Annotated in this window: 19 protein-coding genes and 1 pseudogene; 6 read left to right on the top strand and 14 right to left on the bottom strand. The window is 65.2% G+C overall.

Annotation, left to right across the window (positions count from 1 at the left end):
- Positions 1-85 precede the first annotated feature (85 nt).
- Both ACQP1O_RS22170 and ACQP1O_RS22165 read left to right on the top strand, forming a co-directional pair.
- Complete coding sequence (locus ACQP1O_RS22170; protein WP_433560412.1) at positions 86-1084, top strand: LysR substrate-binding domain-containing protein; 999 nt, start codon at positions 86-88, stop codon at positions 1082-1084.
- 369 nt (positions 1085-1453) lie between these two features.
- Positions 1454-1792, top strand: a complete 339-nt coding sequence (locus ACQP1O_RS22165) for a hypothetical protein (RefSeq protein ID WP_433568016.1) — start codon at positions 1454-1456, stop codon at positions 1790-1792.
- Between the two features lie 100 nt (positions 1793-1892).
- Here ACQP1O_RS22165 and ACQP1O_RS22160 read toward each other — a convergent pair.
- From ACQP1O_RS22160 to ACQP1O_RS22145, 4 genes and pseudogenes are all read right to left on the bottom strand, one after another.
- Positions 1893-2261 (bottom strand): annotated as a pseudogene (locus ACQP1O_RS22160) (hypothetical protein); the annotation flags it as partial.
- Positions 2262-2355: 94 nt separating this feature from the next.
- Positions 2356-2607 carry a hypothetical protein gene (locus ACQP1O_RS22155; RefSeq protein WP_433560411.1) on the bottom strand — a complete coding sequence of 84 codons (252 nt, stop codon included), beginning with the start codon at positions 2605-2607 and terminating at the stop codon, positions 2356-2358.
- Positions 2608-2884: 277 nt separating this feature from the next.
- Positions 2885-3163: a hypothetical protein gene (locus ACQP1O_RS22150; protein ID WP_433560410.1), complete on the bottom strand. Its 279-nt coding sequence runs from the start codon at positions 3161-3163 to the stop codon at positions 2885-2887.
- Between the two features lie 605 nt (positions 3164-3768).
- Positions 3769-4068 carry an integrase core domain-containing protein gene (locus ACQP1O_RS22145; RefSeq protein WP_433560409.1) on the bottom strand — a complete coding sequence of 100 codons (300 nt, stop codon included), beginning with the start codon at positions 4066-4068 and terminating at the stop codon, positions 3769-3771.
- Between the two features lie 461 nt (positions 4069-4529).
- Here ACQP1O_RS22145 and ltrA point away from each other — a divergent pair, with 461 nt between their 5' ends.
- Positions 4530-5804, top strand: coding sequence for a group II intron reverse transcriptase/maturase (gene ltrA, locus ACQP1O_RS22140; RefSeq protein ID WP_433560408.1), 1275 nt, complete (start codon positions 4530-4532; stop codon positions 5802-5804).
- On the opposite strand, the gene ACQP1O_RS22135 is transcribed toward ltrA, so the two are convergent.
- The 3 genes from ACQP1O_RS22135 to ACQP1O_RS22125 are packed head-to-tail and all read right to left on the bottom strand — an operon-like array spanning position 5735 to position 6842.
- Positions 5735-6547, bottom strand: coding sequence for an IS3 family transposase (locus ACQP1O_RS22135; RefSeq protein ID WP_433560407.1), 813 nt, complete (start codon positions 6545-6547; stop codon positions 5735-5737). The two genes, ltrA and ACQP1O_RS22135, sit on opposite strands and share 70 nt — an antisense overlap.
- On the bottom strand, positions 6544-6726 hold the full coding sequence (locus tag ACQP1O_RS22130; RefSeq protein ID WP_433560406.1) for a hypothetical protein: 183 nt from the start codon (positions 6724-6726) through the stop codon (positions 6544-6546). The genes ACQP1O_RS22135 and ACQP1O_RS22130 overlap by 4 nt, the downstream gene beginning before the upstream one ends.
- The gene (locus ACQP1O_RS22125; protein WP_433560405.1) at positions 6723-6842 is read right to left on the bottom strand and encodes a transposase; all 120 of its coding nucleotides are present in this window, start codon (positions 6840-6842) and stop codon (positions 6723-6725) included. Before ACQP1O_RS22125 ends, ACQP1O_RS22130 begins: the two co-directional genes overlap by 4 nt.
- 840 nt (positions 6843-7682) lie before the next feature.
- Here ACQP1O_RS22125 and ACQP1O_RS22120 point away from each other — a divergent pair.
- Positions 7683-8156 carry an MFS transporter gene (locus ACQP1O_RS22120; RefSeq protein ID WP_433560404.1) on the top strand — a complete coding sequence of 158 codons (474 nt, stop codon included), beginning with the start codon at positions 7683-7685 and terminating at the stop codon, positions 8154-8156.
- A gap of 16 nt (positions 8157-8172) precedes the next feature.
- On the opposite strand, the gene ACQP1O_RS22115 is transcribed toward ACQP1O_RS22120, so the two are convergent.
- The 4 genes from ACQP1O_RS22115 to ACQP1O_RS22100 form a co-directional block, all read right to left on the bottom strand.
- Positions 8173-9027: an NmrA/HSCARG family protein gene (locus ACQP1O_RS22115; RefSeq protein ID WP_433560403.1), complete on the bottom strand. Its 855-nt coding sequence runs from the start codon at positions 9025-9027 to the stop codon at positions 8173-8175.
- A gap of 883 nt (positions 9028-9910) precedes the next feature.
- On the bottom strand, positions 9911-10225 hold the full coding sequence (locus ACQP1O_RS22110; protein ID WP_433560402.1) for a hypothetical protein: 315 nt from the start codon (positions 10223-10225) through the stop codon (positions 9911-9913).
- On the bottom strand, positions 10218-10517 hold the full coding sequence (locus ACQP1O_RS22105; protein ID WP_433560401.1) for a hypothetical protein: 300 nt from the start codon (positions 10515-10517) through the stop codon (positions 10218-10220). The genes ACQP1O_RS22110 and ACQP1O_RS22105 overlap by 8 nt, the downstream gene beginning before the upstream one ends.
- 981 nt (positions 10518-11498) lie before the next feature.
- On the bottom strand, positions 11499-12206 hold the full coding sequence (locus ACQP1O_RS22100) for a DUF4232 domain-containing protein (protein ID WP_433560400.1): 708 nt from the start codon (positions 12204-12206) through the stop codon (positions 11499-11501).
- Between the two features lie 384 nt (positions 12207-12590).
- Here ACQP1O_RS22100 and ACQP1O_RS22095 point away from each other — a divergent pair, with 384 nt between their 5' ends.
- Both ACQP1O_RS22095 and katG read left to right on the top strand, forming a co-directional pair.
- On the top strand, positions 12591-13004 hold the full coding sequence (locus ACQP1O_RS22095) for a Fur family transcriptional regulator (RefSeq protein ID WP_379381392.1): 414 nt from the start codon (positions 12591-12593) through the stop codon (positions 13002-13004).
- Positions 13005-13068: 64 nt separating this feature from the next.
- Positions 13069-15276: a catalase/peroxidase HPI gene (katG, locus tag ACQP1O_RS22090; RefSeq protein ID WP_433560399.1), complete on the top strand. Its 2208-nt coding sequence runs from the start codon at positions 13069-13071 to the stop codon at positions 15274-15276.
- 73 nt (positions 15277-15349) lie between these two features.
- Here katG and ACQP1O_RS22085 read toward each other — a convergent pair whose 3' ends face one another.
- The 3 genes from ACQP1O_RS22085 to ACQP1O_RS22075 are packed head-to-tail and all read right to left on the bottom strand — an operon-like array spanning position 15350 to position 16527.
- Positions 15350-15877 (bottom strand): hypothetical protein, encoded by a 528-nt coding sequence (locus tag ACQP1O_RS22085; RefSeq protein ID WP_433560398.1) that lies wholly within the window; start codon positions 15875-15877, stop codon positions 15350-15352.
- Positions 15878-15908: 31 nt separating this feature from the next.
- Entirely contained in the window at positions 15909-16073 is a 165-nt protein-coding gene (locus ACQP1O_RS22080; RefSeq protein ID WP_433560397.1) for a ferredoxin, read from the bottom strand.
- Positions 16063-16527 (bottom strand): NADH-ubiquinone oxidoreductase-F iron-sulfur binding region domain-containing protein, encoded by a 465-nt coding sequence (locus ACQP1O_RS22075; protein WP_433560396.1) that lies wholly within the window; start codon positions 16525-16527, stop codon positions 16063-16065. Before ACQP1O_RS22075 ends, ACQP1O_RS22080 begins: the two co-directional genes overlap by 11 nt.
- Positions 16528-16539: the final 12 nt, after the last annotated feature.

Genomic DNA, 16539 nt, shown 5'->3' with positions numbered 1-16539 from the left:
ACGAGTCGTTCGATCGCGTTTCAGTCTGCCGATGAGCTATACATGAGTCCAATGATATGAACTGGTCGCATCATGAGGACGATTCATGGACATCTCACTCACACACCTCAAGACCCTGGTTGCGGTCGTGGACGCCGGCGGATTCGGCGCAGCCGCAGCCGAACTCGGCGTCAGCCAGTCCGCCGTATCGCACACCATCGCAGCACTCGAGCGCCTCAGCGGACAGCCTGTGGTGACGCGAGAGTTCCCCATCACCCCCACCGCCCTGGGTCAGTGCATTCTTGAGCACGCCCGGGTCGCGGTGGCGGCCACCACAGCCGCCCAGGACGTACTGCGAGGCCGGATTGGCATCCCTTTCGGTTCGATCACACTCGCGGCGCCGCCGACCGCTTGTCACGCCCTGCTTCCCGATCTCCTCAACGCCTGGGAGGTCGAACTGCCCCGAGTAAGAGTTGTTGTGCTGGAAGGCGAAGACGCCGAAGTAGCTGCGTGGCTCGGTGATGCGACCGCAGATGCGGCGGTGCTCGTCGACCCGTCCGAAGCACCAACGCGAGCGGTACTGCTGGCGCGAGACACCTTCTGCGCGGCCATGAGAAGGGATCATCCGCTGGCCGCCGAGGCCGTCGTCGACATCGCCGACCTCACCGACGATCCGCTGCTGCTGTCGACAGGCGGCTGCGAGCCGCACATCCGGGAGTTGCACCGCCGCGCCCGTTCCGAATTCCGGCCCACACATCGGGTGCGCCAGCTGAGCACCTTGTTCTCCATGGTCAGGGCAGGAATCGGCGTGACCGTGGTACCCGAGTCCGCTGCGGGTATGGAAGGCGACGACCTGGTCTTGGTTCCGATCAAACACAATCTCCAACGGTCCCTGTACCTTTGCGGCCCCTCCAATCGGCCATGGCATCCGGCTGTCGCTCACATGGTGGACACAGCACGTTCTCGAACCAGGCCAGCGCAGCAACCACCATCGTCGACACCACTCGTCAAGGTCGGTTCCACAGCGGGCGCGAACTCAGGTGAATGGTTTGCCGGTAGCCGATCCATAGGCACGGTGGAATCGATTCCGCCCCAGAACCGTTGACGGTGGGGCCCGGCCACCGCACCGAATATCCCGGCGTCCTCGCTGCGAACACAGGGTCTCGGCAGGCCGGGCACCGCTGGCACGGGCCCCGCCCGGCCAACGGGATCTGCGGAGCCAGGCCGGGCGGGGATGTGTGCGTATCTCCAGTGACGATCACCCGACCCGTGACGACCGGATAACCGCTGATCATCGTAGGTGCCCACACACGCACCACCGGGAAACACGCCGCGGCGCCGCCAGGGGCTTTCCTGACGGCACTGTCACGTCATCACCTGCGAGAAGTCGCACCGTTCGAGTCGATCGTGATAGCCGCTGGCGAGTCGGTCGGCGATAATCTGGGTGAGTTCACACGATGGGAGGCCGAGACCGATGAGCCGTTCGAAGGATAGCGCCACCGAGCTGTACACAGCGCTGGTCGAAGCATACGGACCCGATTTCGACATCGACAGCTTCACACCGGACCCGGACGCCGCTCCGGTGGACGTTCCCCGCCTCGAGGATCCGAACGATCTGGTGATGACACAGGACGTGAGCCTGAAGCTGCCGTGGCCGGTGCTGCAACGGCTCCGGACCCGCGCCGCCCAGGCCGGCGCGAGCGTCGAGGAACTCGTCTCGGAGTGGGTGACAGTGGAGGCATCGGCAGACGATTCCGTGCCCCGCGACGCCATCCTGCACATGCTCGCCCAGCGTCAGCGCCGCTCGGCCTGAACGCTTCCCCATCGAACCCCTTTCCGGGCCCGGCGTTACGCCGGGCCCGCGGCGTAACCGCAGGGAAGAGGTCTGCTTCGACCGCGGTCTTGTCCGGCCGCAGGCCCCGCCAGCTCGGATGCCGCAGACTACCGCCGGTGAACTCCCGGAACTCCACGGTGCCCACGAGCTGTGGCGAAACCCAGTTCGCCAGCGAGGCAACCGATCTCGGCACCGAACCGGTGACCGGCGGGTCGGTTGTCGCCAATTCGTCGAGCAGGGAACGCAGCAAACGCCGCGCGGCGGCCGTGAACCCTGTGCCGACCGCGCCCAGCAGGGTGTACCCGCAAAGCGAAGGCTGGCAGCGGACCTGCGCCACCGCAGCGCCTAGCGTCACAATCGCCGGTTCCGATCCCGGGCACGCAAAGATCGTGATGAGCCCTTTGGCGGACGGCGGTCTGCGCGCGGGTTCACCGTCAGGTCCGGCCATGATCGCTGATTGGTGAGCGCTAAGGCTCGTGCAGTCCCGGGCCATGCCTGGGTGATAAAGCGAGTGCCGCTGGGCTGGCATCCCGAACCTCGGGTTAACTGCCCGCTACCGGCGCGGGGTAGTAGCGCACCGCGACCACGCCGACATAGCGCACATCGGCGATCGTGATTTCGCCTGCCTCACACGCGTGTTCCAGGAGCACGCCGAGGCGCGGGACCGTCTCGAGCGCGCCCTCGGCCGCCCAGCGGCCGGCATGTCCGCAGAAGACATCGCCGCTGGAATGGAGCGGCTCGCACGGTATCTGGAAGTCCAGATCGCTGAGGACGAGACAGGGCTGTCTGAGCACGCGGCCTACGAAGCCGGATACGGCCCCGATGTACCGACGTCGCGCACAACAGGGATGCAGGACCGCTCCGGACTGGAGGCTCGCGCTCATGCTCCTGACAGGCGAGCGGTAGCCGCCGCGGCGCCGTTGGCCGGTCGCGTCGGCTCGAGTTCCGCGCCGAAATCCGGTAGCTCGAGCGGGTCATACACACAGCAGTGCAGTCTGCAGGTGAGAACAACGAAGGCCGGTCTCGGAATCCCCCCTCCGAGACCGGCCTTCGTCATTTCCTGCAGTAGAGCTACAGCATTTCGGCGTACATGTGGCCGTCGAGGATTCCGAACTCGATCCGGCAGGGGAACGCCGACGGCCGCCCGGCCGCGACAGCGTGCAGGTTCCCCCCGATGACCGTAGTCGCCCAGTCCCGCAGCTGCTCGGGTAGCTGGTACCGCACGCCGTTGGTTGACCGCAGATACAAGGTGTCAGCGCCAGCGGGGTCGTAGATGCCGACGGCGGCGACGTCGAGGATCATCCCTGTCTGCTGCGGCGAGGCGATCATCGGCGGCTCGAGTGGTGTCATGCCAGGAAGATAATGCTGGTAGCGGGCGCTGTGGGCTGCTCTGACCGATGCGGTCCGATACGTCCTCATTGGTCTCGGCTCCCGTCGTATTCGACACAGCCGAGCACCTCCAGATGGGTGCTGGTTCCTGCCGGCACCCATCACCACAGCGCGCTGCCCGTCGCGAGAGCAACGCTGCGAGAAGGCGTTCGGCATCTGCGGTCATGGCCGGCACGCACGACAGGGCGAGTCTTTCCTCGTCGTCGATCTCTGCGCCCTGGCGGAGCGTATCGACCTTGCCCAACAACGTGTACTGGGGGCATTTCTCCGGCACCTTCGGGCGGTGGCTCGGAAAGTATCGAAAACTCAGGGTGCCCCCGGTCGGGACGTTTGCTTCAAGATCAAAGCGTCAAGATCAAAGCGTCGTGCTTCCAGATGCGTTGTTGCGAGCTTCCCTTGGGTCAATACCAAAAGAAACCACTATTGGTTCGTCACTGTGACGTAATGGGCGGGGAGTGGAGACCGACACAAGGGACCGATGCGGGAAGCGAAGCACTGGGGCCCGGACCAGCCGGGGTCGATACTGAGGGGCCGGAAGGATTTCGGACAGCGGATCTTTGGTTTCTCTACGCTGCCTGGTTCCGTTCGAACCACTCGGACTCTACTTCGTTGGGTGTCCGATAGTCAATTGCCGAGTGGAGCCGAATCTGGTTGTAGCGCAACTCGATATAGCGTGTAATGTCGCGTCGAGCGTGTTCACGGGTCGGATACTCGGTGCGGTTCACCCGCTCGTTCTTCAGGGTCCCGTTGAACGATTCCGCCCAGGCGTTGGTGTGTCCTGATAGGTGATAGGGAGGTCGTGATGTAGAAGCGCGAATCTTGTTGTTGCCGTGCTGTTGTGGAGATGAAGGTAGGTCCTTCGGCATCGGTATGCAGGTGCAGGTGTCAAACCGCCCCGAGCTGCTGCGGTGAATGAGTCGTGGTGGTGAGCGTCGTGGGAAAAGCCTTGCAAGACAGGGCAGGTAGGGGCCGAGAAGGCGAACGCGAGTGAACCACTGATGACGTGTCGTTAGGCCAAGTGACATCGAAACCGGGGCCTTAATGCTGTTCCGGGATGAGCCAGACGGGTGCCTGCTGATTGGTCTGGTGGTGTCCGGCATGAAGGTGGCGCGAGCTCGGTCCGGGCTTCACAACGGAACAGGAGAACTCCTCGACATGAAATGGTGTCCGCTGGTTGAGGTGGACGCGAGACGGGTGCAGAACCCGGTGGCCTGTCAGGAGGGCGGAACGCCCCGTAGTAGTGATGAAGCTCCTGTAATGGGGGCGGAGCGAAGGGGGCGTGTTGTTGGGTTTCGATCGATGATCAACCAGTAATGGGAGGAATCTGATGACCGAGACGAGATCGGTAGGCAAGCCGTTCGATATCCCGAAAACTCTGGTGTGGAACGCATATCAGAGGGTCAAGGCCAACAAGGGAGCGGCTGGTGTGGATGGGCAGTCGTTGGCGGAGTTCGAGCAGGACGAGAAGAACAACCTGTATCGGCTCTGGAATCGGCTGTCTTCGGGAAGCTATTTTCCGCCGCCTGTTCGGGCGGTGGAGATCCCGAAGCATGGTGGTGTTCGGACCCTTGGGGTTCCGACCGTCGCCGATCGAATCGCTCAGACTGCGGTGGCCATGGTGCTGAATTCCGAGGTGGAGAAGGTGTTTCATCGGGATTCGTATGGTTATCGCCCGGGCCGGTCGGCGTGGGAGGCGGTGGAAACATGCAAGCAACGGTGTTGGCGACAGCCTTGGATTGTCGACCTCGATATCCAGGGATTCTTCGACAACGTTCCGCATGATCCCATCGTCGCCGCTGTCGAGAAACACACCGATCTGCCGTGGGTTCTGCTGTATGTGAAACGGTGGCTGATCGCGCCGATGCAGCAGGCCGACGGGACGCTTCTATGGCGGGACAAGGGGACTCCGCAGGGATCCGCGATTTCGCCGTTGTTGTCGAATCTGTTCATGCACTACGCTTTCGATGCCTGGCTGGATCGGGAGTTTCCGTCGATCAGGTTCGAGCGGTATTGCGACGACGCTGTAATCCATTGCGCCAGTGAGAAGCAAGCGGAGTTCGTCCGTGATGCGATCGGGCGCAGGTTGGGTCAGTTCGGTTTGAGTCTGCACCCGGAGAAGACCCGGATCGTGTATTGCAAGCAGGAGGGTCGTGATCTGGATTTCCCGGTCACGGAATTCACCTTTCTGGGGTTCACGTTCCGGTGCCGGGCCGCTCGCTTGCGGGACGGGAGGCTGAAGTCAGGCTTCCTGCCCTCGGTGAGCAAGCAGGCGAGGAAGAACATGGCCGCGGCCATCCGGAACTGGCAGTTGGGTCGCTGGACCGCGCTGAGTTTCAAGGAAATCGCCGCGATGATCAACCCCGTTGTGGCTGGCTGGATCAACTACTACGGGCGCTTCTACAAGTCCGATCTGATCCGGTTCCTGGAGCGACAGATCAACCCGTTTCTGGTGAAATGGGCAGTAAGGAAGTACAAACGGTTCCGCCGCGCACCCAGGAAAGCTCGGAAGCAACTCGCCGAGATAGCGTCGGTTTATCCGGGCATGTTCGCGCACTGGAAGCACGGCGCATTGCCTACCGGTTCAGCAGCGGGAGCCGTGTAACGGGAGACTGTTAAGCACGGTTCTGAGAGCGGCGGTGGGTGCGATTCCCGCCGCCGACTCACCTCAAAGCACGTACCGGTACGGCCTACAGAACGCAGCACGCCGAGTTCCTTTGCCGCGGTGGCGAATTCGGAGGAAAGATATTGACTGCCGCGGTCACTGTGGAAGATTGTCATCCCTGGGGTGAAGGTCGAATTCTTCGCGGCCATATGCAAGGCGTCGGTGACGAGTTCGGTGCGCATGTGATCGGCCATCGCGTAACCGACCACTTTCTTGGAGAAGCAATCGAGCACCGTCGCCAGGTACAACCATCCTTCCCAGGTGCGGATATAGGTGATGTCGCCGACCAATTTCGTCCCGGGAGCATCGGCGGTGAAGTCGCGGCGCACCAGGTCCGGCAGCTCGGCCGCATCGCCGGCGAGGGTGGTGACCGGCCGGAACGGGCGTGGCTGGCACGGCACCAAGCCCAGCTCCCGCATGATCGCGCGGACCGTGCCCGGGTCCACGACCGTGCCCCACCGGGTCAGTTGGGCGTGGATGCGCCGATAGCCGTAGGTGCCGTCGGAATGTTCGAAACAGAACTGGATTTCGGCGGCGAGGATTTCGCGGCGCTGCGCGGTGGCCGAGGGCTCGCGCCGATACCAGTCGTAGTAGCCCGATCGCGAGACCTTCGCCCACCGGCACATGTCCACGACGGAATAATTGCCTTCTTCGGAGGCGATGAACGCGTACTTGACACTCACCGGTGCTTCTTCGCGAAGAAGGCCACCGATTTTCCCAAGAAGCGGTTCTCCTCCTCCAACTCCCGCACCCGCCGCTCCAGCTCCTTCAACCGGGCACGCTCGGAGATCGACAACTCCGAATCGGTGACATGCGCACGCCGGAAATCGCGCACCCAGTTCCGGATCGTCTGATCGGTCACCCGCAATCGCGAGCGACATCGGCGACCGCCCGCGACTTCTCCACCACTTCCCGGGCCGCAGTCTCCCGAAACTCGGGACTGAACTGCCGCGACTTCGGCGACTTCTTCTGTGCCACAAACAACTCCGTTCAGTTCCCCAGATTCTACTTTGGGGGCACTGTCCGAAGATCTTCAGGCACCTCATACTTCGACTTGACATAATTACCTAACTTCGACTTGACATAATTACCTATCGGCGAAAGCTGCTGCAATACAAGACAACCCAGGGGAGAGGCCCCCAGAGTCGCCCAAACAAACACGAGAGTGCCGAACCCACCCACATGCCATCCAGAAAAAGGTGAGAGTGCCGAACCCGCGCCGCCCACCAGACCGACCGAACCAACCACACAACCGCCCGGCGGCGGGGCAGAATTCCAGGCGCACCTGAAAGTGCCGAAGCCCCAAAACGCCAGGAAGCAACGGACACCCGCGCCGCGGGCCACACAATCCAGGAATACCCGGAAGCTTCGGCGCGAGCCGTGAAACGGCAACTTCAGTCAATCAGGCACAAAACGTCACAGTGACGCAACTGAATCATGAATGACTATGCAGAGGCTTGAATCGAACACGGCCCAACGCTCAGGTCTTCCTGGATTACCGCCGCGCATCGCCGAAGCCACGCCCCCGGATTACTCCCACCTTTTCCTGGAACCGAACAGATACCGCAGTTGCGCAGCCTGTTTCAAGATCAACTCAAGGCCGTAACCACGCCGATAATCAACATTATGTCAAGTCGAAGTGTCGACCCCGGTCCAGGCCCCCAGTGCGTCGCTTCCCGTGTCCGTTCGCGTTCTAGTTGTCATTTTTCGCGCGGAACGTGTCAGTATCCGGAATCCGAGGCACTGTCGCACCGAAGATGTCAGTAGACAAATCGCGGCACAGCCACGCGTCGCAGTCGGAGCGCCGGATTCCGCGCCTTGCGCTCCGTGCCGTTTCGCTGGTATTTCGCCGGCCAGATCGTATCGGCGAGTGGCACTTTCGTACAGCAGACCGCGATCGCATGGCTGGTGCTGGGGCTGACAGGTTCCGCCTCGTCGCTCGGTATCGTCATTGCTGTCGGCGGCATTCCGCCACTGCTGCTCGGCCCTTGGGGCGGGGTGGTCACCGACCGGTTCGACCTACGCCGACTGTTGATCGTCACGCAGGCGCTGCAATGTCTGCTTGCCGTCGGATTGTGGATGCTGGCCTGGTCGGGATTGGCCGACGTGCCGGTTCTGATCGCGATCGGCAGCCTCCTGGCGGGATGGATATGCAGTTCCGCGGGTCCCCGGGCCGCTCTGCTGGTCGGCGCGAGCGCCTGCCTGATCGCAGCCGGGTCCGCCGCGCGGGTCCATACGCCACCGCACCCCGACGACCCCGCTGTGCCAGACGCGGCATCCACCTTGGTCTGAACGCCGATCGGCTCCGCTACCGGCTCTCGGTGAAAGCTGTGCCTGCCCAACTCCGGAACGATGTCCACGCGATATCCGGGTTCTCCCGATGCAGGGTGTCGATATCGACGCGGTAGCCGGGACCGTTCAGGAAATTCCACATGGCGTGCATGTCCGGGTTGCCGATCGCAGCCAGCGGTACCCGTTCGTGCCGCACCGACCTTCCGGTGGCCGCGGTGAGCGACTCCGCCATCTCGGCAGGTGTCGGCGCGTCGCCGGCCAACTCGATGCGACGCCGTAGGTAGCTGTCCGGGTTGAGCAGGACCTTCGCGGCGAACGCGCCGAGGTCGGCTCGGTCCAGCTGCTGCAGCTTCCGGTCCGAGGGCAGTGGAAGGTCCAGGACACCGTCAACGGTGATGCGGTCCGCTCCGCCGAGAGCGTTGTCGAAGAAGTAGGTCGGTCCCAGGATGGTGTATGGGAGATCGCTACGGGCGAGTTCGGTCTCGATGACTGCTTTGCTCTCGAAATGCGGGACCCCACTGTGCTGATCGGCTCCGGCGACGGAACTGAACACCAGGTGCCGAACCCGCGCCTGGGTAGCAGCGGCGAGGATGGCGCGGCCCTGCGCGATCTCGGCCTCGGGCCCGGCTTCGAACGGTGTGGTCAAGGCGTACACCGCTGATACTTCGCGCATTCCGGCGGCCAGCGCGCCCGGATCGTCGAGAGACCCACTCACCACCTCGACGCCGGTGTCGGCGAGGCCCCGCGCTCGAACGGCGGCCGGATTCCGGACCATCGCACGAACCGGGGCATTGTGTCGCAGGAGCGCCGCGGTCACCGCGCCGCCCTGTCCACCGGTGGCGCCGAGTACCAGGATCGGAAGCACTGTCATTGTCGCGCCCTCCTGAGGTTGCGGATGTGAGAGTCAGCTGTCCGGCGAAGTCAGAACAAGTGTGACAATACGGCTGCCGGCCAACGGCGCTCCGCTCACCCGAGCAGGGTGAGCAGCGTTTCGGTGATCGCTTGTGGCTGTTCCAGCGGCAGGCAATGCCGCCCGGCAGACGCACGAGGCCTGCTGAAATCGGAAGGAAGGCGTCGATCTTCTCGGCTTGGACCATCGGCGTGATCCGATCGCTCTCGGCGGCGATCACCACTGTGGGCACTGTGAGCCCGGCAAGATCGAACCGGGCGGAATCGAGGTGGACCAGTGCCGCGCCGAAAACACCGCGGCTGCGGCGCCTCGAGGTCAAGGCCATCTCCTACACGAATGCCGCCGCCGGTCCCGTTGCCCCGGAACCCATTCCGTAGCGGCGGAACACCCCACCGCCGCAACGGCATCCGCGCTGGAATCGACCAGCCCAGTACGTGCACGACGCGGCCCGCGATCCGCAACCGCAGGTTCTCGAAGGCGGCCGGCACCCGCAAGAACCGCAATTCTCGGACGATATCGCCACGGGCGGTGTTGATCAGCGCCGCCGCCCGCACCCTGCTCACCACGGGCCCCCAACCCCTACTGGCGGATGCGGTGGTGCGCGGACGGCCCGGTGCGGTACGGCCATCCCGGGACCATCGGATGCGGCGACCCGGCGACCTGGGACGAGCCGACGGGGACCACCACGACCGAGACGCGCCTCTACGGGCCGGCCACCGCTAGATCATGGAATCGCTTGCACCCCAGGCTGACTCACCGCTCGTCCTGGGTTGCGCAGTCTGGGCCACTGTCGGTGATCGAGTGCACCGGCTCCTCGCTCGACCGCATCGAACAGTTCGAGGACTCACGCCGCGTTGCGGATGAACTCCAGAATCAGCGGCAGATCGGCTGTGGTCAGAGGCCGCGCCGGCGCACCGGACAAATCCTTCTCGATCAGCGACCGAATGTAGGCGGACTGCGTGAGACCGAGTTCCTGGGCCCGAGCCTTGCACGCACGATCAACGGTCGCGGGCAGCTTGACGGAGCGAGGAATCAGTGTTTCGCCCGTATCCACGCCATGGTGGACCGCAGGCAATTCCTGTGCCTGATCGGTATGGAAGATCAGCCGCTGGGTGAGCGCGGCGATCTCTGCAGGGGTCATGTTCTCGAAGTCAGTCACGGCGGGACTCCCATCTTTCGAAATCGGCGACAAGCTCGGGCGTCGGTCGAAATGCGTTGACGATATAGATGTCCTTGCCGTCAACGCGGGCCAAGACCACCAAGGGTTGGCCGTCATCGGCTCTACCAACCAATATCGAAGCTTTGATGCCGGTGGCGTCGTCGACCGCGGGCATGAACCAGATCTGTCGCTGGCTGGCCAGCCACGCACTGAGCATGTCGTACACGTCGTCGATCTCGATACCGGACTGGGCAAGCAGATGCGCCAATCCCCAATACCATGTAATCGCCACGGCTGAGACTACCACAGACTACGACAGACTTCGACGGTGGATTTCGGAACCATGGCGGCTGCGCACCCACGGCAGCTGTGCCCTGGCCGATATGGTCATGGAGGATGTCCGGCCAGGATCGGAGATGGACCCAGACCCAGACCCACCGCATCCTGACCTAGCGCTCAACGAAGATCAGCGGGAGGACGCACGGGGTGGGCGCATCGCCACCACCGCCGAGGTGTCTTGACAGGGCGTGGTTCATGCCCTTGACGTCGAACAGTCATGCAAAAGAACCGGTGGGGCGGCCCACGCCGCAACCGGATCAGCAGCATGTGGGCAGCCGGAACGCGCAACAATCCACCACCGTGCGCCTGTAAGGGCCAGGCGTACGGCCGTGGAGCACCCTGTGGTTTCCCTCCGACCGGATCCGTTGAGATCCAAGGGGTCACGTCGACGACACAAGGTTGAGAACAACCAGCCCCCTCCCTTCAGATCTATTTCGTCACATTGACGAAATAGTCGGTCGAGGTGGCCTGACCGCAGCGCCGTCTCCGACGAGGATTCTCGGCGAAGAAATTCGAAAACCGACACACTGGAGCACTGACGGGCCTTGTCTGGGTCCGTGACGCTGCCTCCGACCCGAGCCCCGTGCATCGAGGCCGAGTTGAATCATCCGGCAACGTCAGCAGGCTACCCCGGCCGCCCGGAGCGGCACATGCAAGCTTCCGCTCGGCAGCATCCTGGTCACTCGGATCCCGGTGGCCCGCAGTACATGCCGCCCACCCCGCCCCGGCGCTGTCCGCCTCCGCGGCACCCGCTCCCCCTGCGGCACAGTCGCCGGTGTCGGTTGCGCCGCCGATGGTGTGCGCCCCCGACCGGGGACGCCGAGCTGAAGGCGATCGCGGATGCAGTGCGTCGGGGCGCAGGGCCCATTCGGACTGCGGTCGGCATGCCCGCAGCGGTGCGAGGACGGGACTCGCACCGGTTCCGGGTGTGGTCCTACATCGGCTGGACGGCGCGGACGATGAGCATGCGCTGGGGGCTGGGGCAGATGAGGCTGTCCCATGGGAGGGAGAGCGATTCGGTGTTGTCGGGTGGGTAGACGCGCAGGGTGTTGGTGCGCAGGGCGGCGCAGGCGTTGACCTGTTTGGGGTAGGTGATGAATTCGAATTGGGCGGCGCCGTTGGGGGCGAGGGTGACGGGGACCGGTTTCGGGGCTTGGGGGCCCTGGTCGCGGTCGGCGGGTTCGCCGACCGGATCGCCTGCCGCGCCGAGGGTTTGGGAGACGCCATCGCCTGCCGCGCCGAGGGTTTGGGAGACGCCGGGGAATCCCTGCATGACACAGCTGGTCGAGCTGACGTTGATGAATCTCAGGAACCAGTCCCCTCCCACGGGGCCGCCGACTCCCTTGTCCAGGACCAGCTGGGAGGTGGTGCACTTCGCGGGTGTGGTGCCGCCCTGGGGTGCCGCGGTGGGAGCGGTGCTGTCGGGTGCGTGGGTATCGGATGGTGTGGCGGCGGGCGCGTCCTGGCCCGGTTGGCCGGCCTGGGTGGTCTGGCCCGGGGTCGCCTGTCCCGAGGGCTGCGCGTTGCGGGATGCCGGGGTGGTTGCCGGGGCCGATTGTGGCGATGAGGTCGGCTCGCAACCGGTGACGGCGATCGCGACGCCCGCGGCGAGCGTGGCGACAACCAGTGACTTGATGCGCATGTGGTCCCCTCGAAGATTCGGTCTGCCACCGGTTGGTGTGCACGCTGGACATCGAGGCGCCCGACCCTCCGTTACGCCCGCGAACGACACCGATACTCCCCCGTAATCAGCTGCGGTCCAGCATAATTCACCGGAACAGGCCGGAATTCCCTGTTCCGGCCGACCTTCGTCGCGGCGTTGACACCTCGCCGCGGTTTCGCATGCCACAGGAATTGGGGGCCCCGACCCGGTCCTGTCGGTCGCCCGCGGCGGAGCCTGCTGCTCCCCCGATGTGCGGGCGACGCGCAAGACCGAATTTTCGCGACTCGATCGAATCAATACTTGATTGATTCAAGAAAAAGGGGCAGACTTCGGGTTGTGCCCACGCCTACGGATTTCGAGCGCATGTTGCGCGGGGCCGCTTTGCGTGTGACCGCACCGCGGCTGGCGGTGCTGACCGCGGTGCACACACACCCGCACTCGGATACGGACTCGATCCTGGGCTTCGTGCGCGAGACGCTGGGTGGGGTTTCACATCAGGCGGTGTACGACGTATTGAAGGCTTTGACCAGTGCGGGGCTGATTCGCCGGATTCAGCCGATGGGGTCCGTGGCGCTGTACGAGACGCGCGTCGGGGACAACCATCACCACGTGGTGTGCCGGTCGTGCGGCGTGATCGCCGATGTCGACTGCGCCGTGGGCGACGCGCCCTGCCTGACCGCCTCCGACGACAACGGTTTCGCGCTCGACGAGGCCGAGGTCATTTATTGGGGCCTGTGCCCCGAATGCTCGAAAACTACTGCGACACAAGACAAGTAGCGGCCACAATCGTGGCCGACAGCTAGATGGTCACTCAGATGATCACTCACTGAAAGGACACACCGTGCCTGAAGAACACCCGCCCATCGGTGAAGCCAATACCGAACCCGCCGGTGGCTGCCCCGTCGCACATGGCCGGCTCAACGACCCGGCCGAGGGCGGTAACGCCAACCGTCAGTGGTGGCCCAACCAGCTGAACCTGAGCATCCTGCAGAAGAACCCGGCCGTGGCCAACCCCATGGACGAGGGCTACGACTACGCCGCCGAGTTCAAGACCCTGGACCTGGCCGCGGTCAAGCAGGACATCGTCGAGGTCATGCGTACCTCGCAGGACTGGTGGCCGGCCGATTTCGGCCACTACGGCCCGTTCTTCATCCGCATGTCCTGGCACGCCGCGGGCACCTACCGCATCAACGACGGCCGCGGTGGAGCCGGTGCCGGCATGCAGCGTTTCGCTCCGCTGAACTCGTGGCCCGACAACGCCTCCCTCGACAAGGCGCGGCGTCTGCTGTGGCCGGTGAAGAAGAAGTACGGCAAGAAGCTGTCGTGGGCCGACCTCATCGTCTACGCCGGCAATGTCGCACTCGAGGACATGGGCTTCCAGACGTTCGGCTTCGGCGGCGGCCGCGTCGACCAGTGGGAGCCCGAGCAGGACGTGTACTGGGGTCCGGAGACCGAGTGGCTCGGCGACGCCCGCTACACCGGCGAGCGTGACCTCGAGAACCCGCTGGCCGCGGTCCAGATGGGTCTGATCTATGTCAACCCCGAAGGCCCCAACGGCAACCCGGATCCGCTGGCCGCGGCCGTGGACATCCGCGAGACCTTCCGCCGGATGGCCATGAACGACGTCGAGACCGCGGCGCTCATCGTGGGTGGCCACACCTTCGGTAAGACCCACGGTGCGGGCCCGGCCGACAATGTCGGCCCCGAGCCCGAGGCCGCCCCGCTCGAGCAGCAGGGCCTGGGCTGGCGCTCCACCTTCGGCACCGGTGTCGGCAAGGACGCCATCACCTCCGGTATCGAGGTCACCTGGACCCCCACCCCGACCCAGTGGGACAACTCCTTCCTCGAGACCCTCTACGGCCACGAGTGGGAGCTGTCCGAGTCGCCCGCCGGTGCGCACCAGTATGTCGCCAAGAACGCCGAGGAGATCATCCCCGACGCGTTCGACGGGTCCAAGAAGCACCTGCCGACCATGCTGACCACCGATCTGTCGCTGCGGTTCGACCCGGTCTACGAGCAGATCACCCGCCGCTGGCTCGACCACCCCGAAGAGCTGGCCGAGGAGTTCGCCAAGGCCTGGTACAAGCTGATCCACCGCGACATGGGTCCCAAGGTCCGCTACCTGGGCCCCGAGGTACCCGAAGAGACCCTGCTGTGGCAGGACCCGATCCCCGCCGTCGAGCACGAGCTCATCGACGCCGCCGACGTCGCGGCGCTGAAGGCCAAGATCGCGGAATCGGGTCTGACCGTGGCACAGCTGGTGTCGACCGCGTGGGCGGCGGCCTCGTCGTTCCGCGGCTCGGACATGCGCGGCGGCGCCAACGGCGGCCGCATCCGCCTGCAGCCGCAGGCCGGGTGGGAGGTCAACCAGCCCGACGAGCTCGCGCAGGTCATCCGGGTGCTCGAGGGCATCCAGCAGTCCTTCGGCAAGCCGGTCTCCTTCGCCGACCTGGTGGTGCTGGCCGGTAACGTCGGCGTCGAGCAGGGCGCCAAGGCCGCCGGCTTCGATGTCGAGGTGCCGTTCCGTGCGGGCCGCGGCGACGCCACCCAGGAGCTGACCGACGTGGAGTCCTTCTCCGCGCTCGAGACGGCCGCCGATGGTTTCCGCAACTACGTCGGCAAGGGCACCCGCATCCCGGCGGAGTACCTGCTGCTGGACAAGGCCAACCTGCTGACCCTGTCGGCGCCGGAGATGACCGTGCTCGTCGGTGGTCTGCGCGTGCTGGGTGCGAACTACCAGGGTTCGCAGCTGGGCGTGTTCACCGACAAGCCGGGTGCGCTCACCACGGACTTCTTCGTGAACCTGCTCGACATGTCCACCAAGTGGGGCCCGTCGTCCGCCGACGACGGCACCTACGAGGGCAAGGACCGCGCCACCGGCAAGACCGTGTGGACCGGTTCGCGCGTCGACCTGGTGTTCGGCTCCAACTCGCAGCTGCGGGCCCTGGCCGAGGTGTACGCCGAGGACGACTCCAAGCAGAAGTTCGTCGACGACTTCGTGGCCGCCTGGACCAAGGTCATGGAGCTGGACCGCTTCGACCTGGCGTGATGACAACCGTCTGAACCAGCAGGACGATGCCCCCGAACCGACCCGGTTCGGGGGCATCGTGCGTTTCGGGATGCTAGCCGGTGGACGTCTGGGTGCGGACGCGGCCGAGGAAGCGGCGCGCGATGTCGCCGCCGTCGTGGTTGTAGGCGTTCATCAGGTCGGTCAGTTCCTCGACCAGCGCACGCAGCGCCGGAGTGTCGAAGCCGTCGGGATCGCAGGCCCACCCCGGTGGGATGTTGCCGACCGTGATGAGAATGCCTGCGTCGTACGGGGTTTCGACGGTGTAGGTGAGCTGGCCGGGCGCGTCGCGCAGGGCGCTGCGAGTGGCGAGGTCACCGTCGCCACCGGGGAGGGTGAGGACGCGGGCCAGGGCGATGTCCTCGCCGATCATGTCGGCGATGCGCGACAGACCCGCGTGCCGGCCGGGACGATCGTGGCGCGCACCGTAGGTGCGGTCGCCGGTCCGGTGCACTCCCCCGCCGGTCCTGCTCAGCAACCGGTCCAGCATGCGCTGCGCGGCCGCCCGCTCCGCCGCTCCGGTGCGCGGATGCTCGATGAGACTGCGCAGCCGCTGGATTCGGCCCATCGTCGCCGTCGCCATGCTCTCCCCTTCCGACGCCCTCGACCCCCGATCATGCCAGCGGCAGCACCCGCAGGGCCAGGCGCGGGCACAGCCGCACCGCCTCGCGTGCGGCGGGCAGATCCGCGCGTTCCAGTACCGGGTCGCGGTGATCGCGGGTCAGCGGGAATCCCCAGTCGTCGCGGGCGAAGGTGCCCGGCAGCAGTTCACTGCACACCCCCCGGCCGTCGCAGCGGGTCCAATCGATGTGCAGGCGAAGCGGTTCGCTCATCGCAGTACTCTGTCCGGGCCGGCGCACCCGCGACACAGTGGCCGTGCCGATGCCGCGCCACCTCGTCGGCGAACACCTCCAGCGCGGACCGCACCAGTCGCGCGGTCCCGTCGGGGTGATGGCAGGCTCCTCTGCCCTCGACCAGCCGGGCCACCCGGGCGATCTCGGCGGGATCGCCGACTCCGTGGACCAGCTGCTCGAATCGGGTTGCGAGGGTGGGCAACCCATTGCGGCACGGACCGCACTGCCCGGCACTCTGTGCCGCGAGATAGGCGGTGATCTCGGCGGTGACACGCAACCCGCACTCACCGTGAGCCAGCACCCGCACCACCCCGGCGCCCGGGACGGCACGCAGATGCCGTAAACCCTGCGCCGACAACGCGGCCCCGGGCAGGGCCAACCCGGAAATCCA

The sequence above is a fragment of the Nocardia sp. CA-151230 genome, from assembly GCF_050942175.1.
Lineage (GTDB): Bacteria > Actinomycetota > Actinomycetes > Mycobacteriales > Mycobacteriaceae > Nocardia.
The sequence above is the reverse complement of the archived record's forward strand: the minus strand, read 5'-3'. Positions and strand labels throughout refer to the sequence as shown.

Excerpts from the sequence above, each read along its gene's own strand:
- ACQP1O_RS22170 (WP_433560412.1), top strand. The coding sequence starts at position 86 with ATGGACATCTCACTCACACACCTCAAGACCCTGGTTGCGGTCGTGGAC.
- ACQP1O_RS22165 (WP_433568016.1), top strand. The coding sequence starts at position 1,454 with ATGAGCCGTTCGAAGGATAGCGCCACCGAGCTGTACACAGCGCTGGTC.
- ACQP1O_RS22150 (WP_433560410.1), bottom strand. The coding sequence starts at position 3,163 with ATGACACCACTCGAGCCGCCGATGATCGCCTCGCCGCAGCAGACAGGG.
- ACQP1O_RS22145 (WP_433560409.1), bottom strand. The coding sequence starts at position 4,068 with ATGCCGAAGGACCTACCTTCATCTCCACAACAGCACGGCAACAACAAG.
- ltrA (WP_433560408.1), top strand. The coding sequence starts at position 4,530 with ATGACCGAGACGAGATCGGTAGGCAAGCCGTTCGATATCCCGAAAACT.
- ACQP1O_RS22115 (WP_433560403.1), bottom strand. The coding sequence starts at position 9,027 with ATGACAGTGCTTCCGATCCTGGTACTCGGCGCCACCGGTGGACAGGGC.
- ACQP1O_RS22100 (WP_433560400.1), bottom strand. The coding sequence starts at position 12,206 with ATGCGCATCAAGTCACTGGTTGTCGCCACGCTCGCCGCGGGCGTCGCG.
- ACQP1O_RS22095 (WP_379381392.1), top strand. The coding sequence starts at position 12,591 with ATGTTGCGCGGGGCCGCTTTGCGTGTGACCGCACCGCGGCTGGCGGTG.
- ACQP1O_RS22085 (WP_433560398.1), bottom strand. The coding sequence starts at position 15,877 with ATGGCGACGGCGACGATGGGCCGAATCCAGCGGCTGCGCAGTCTCATC.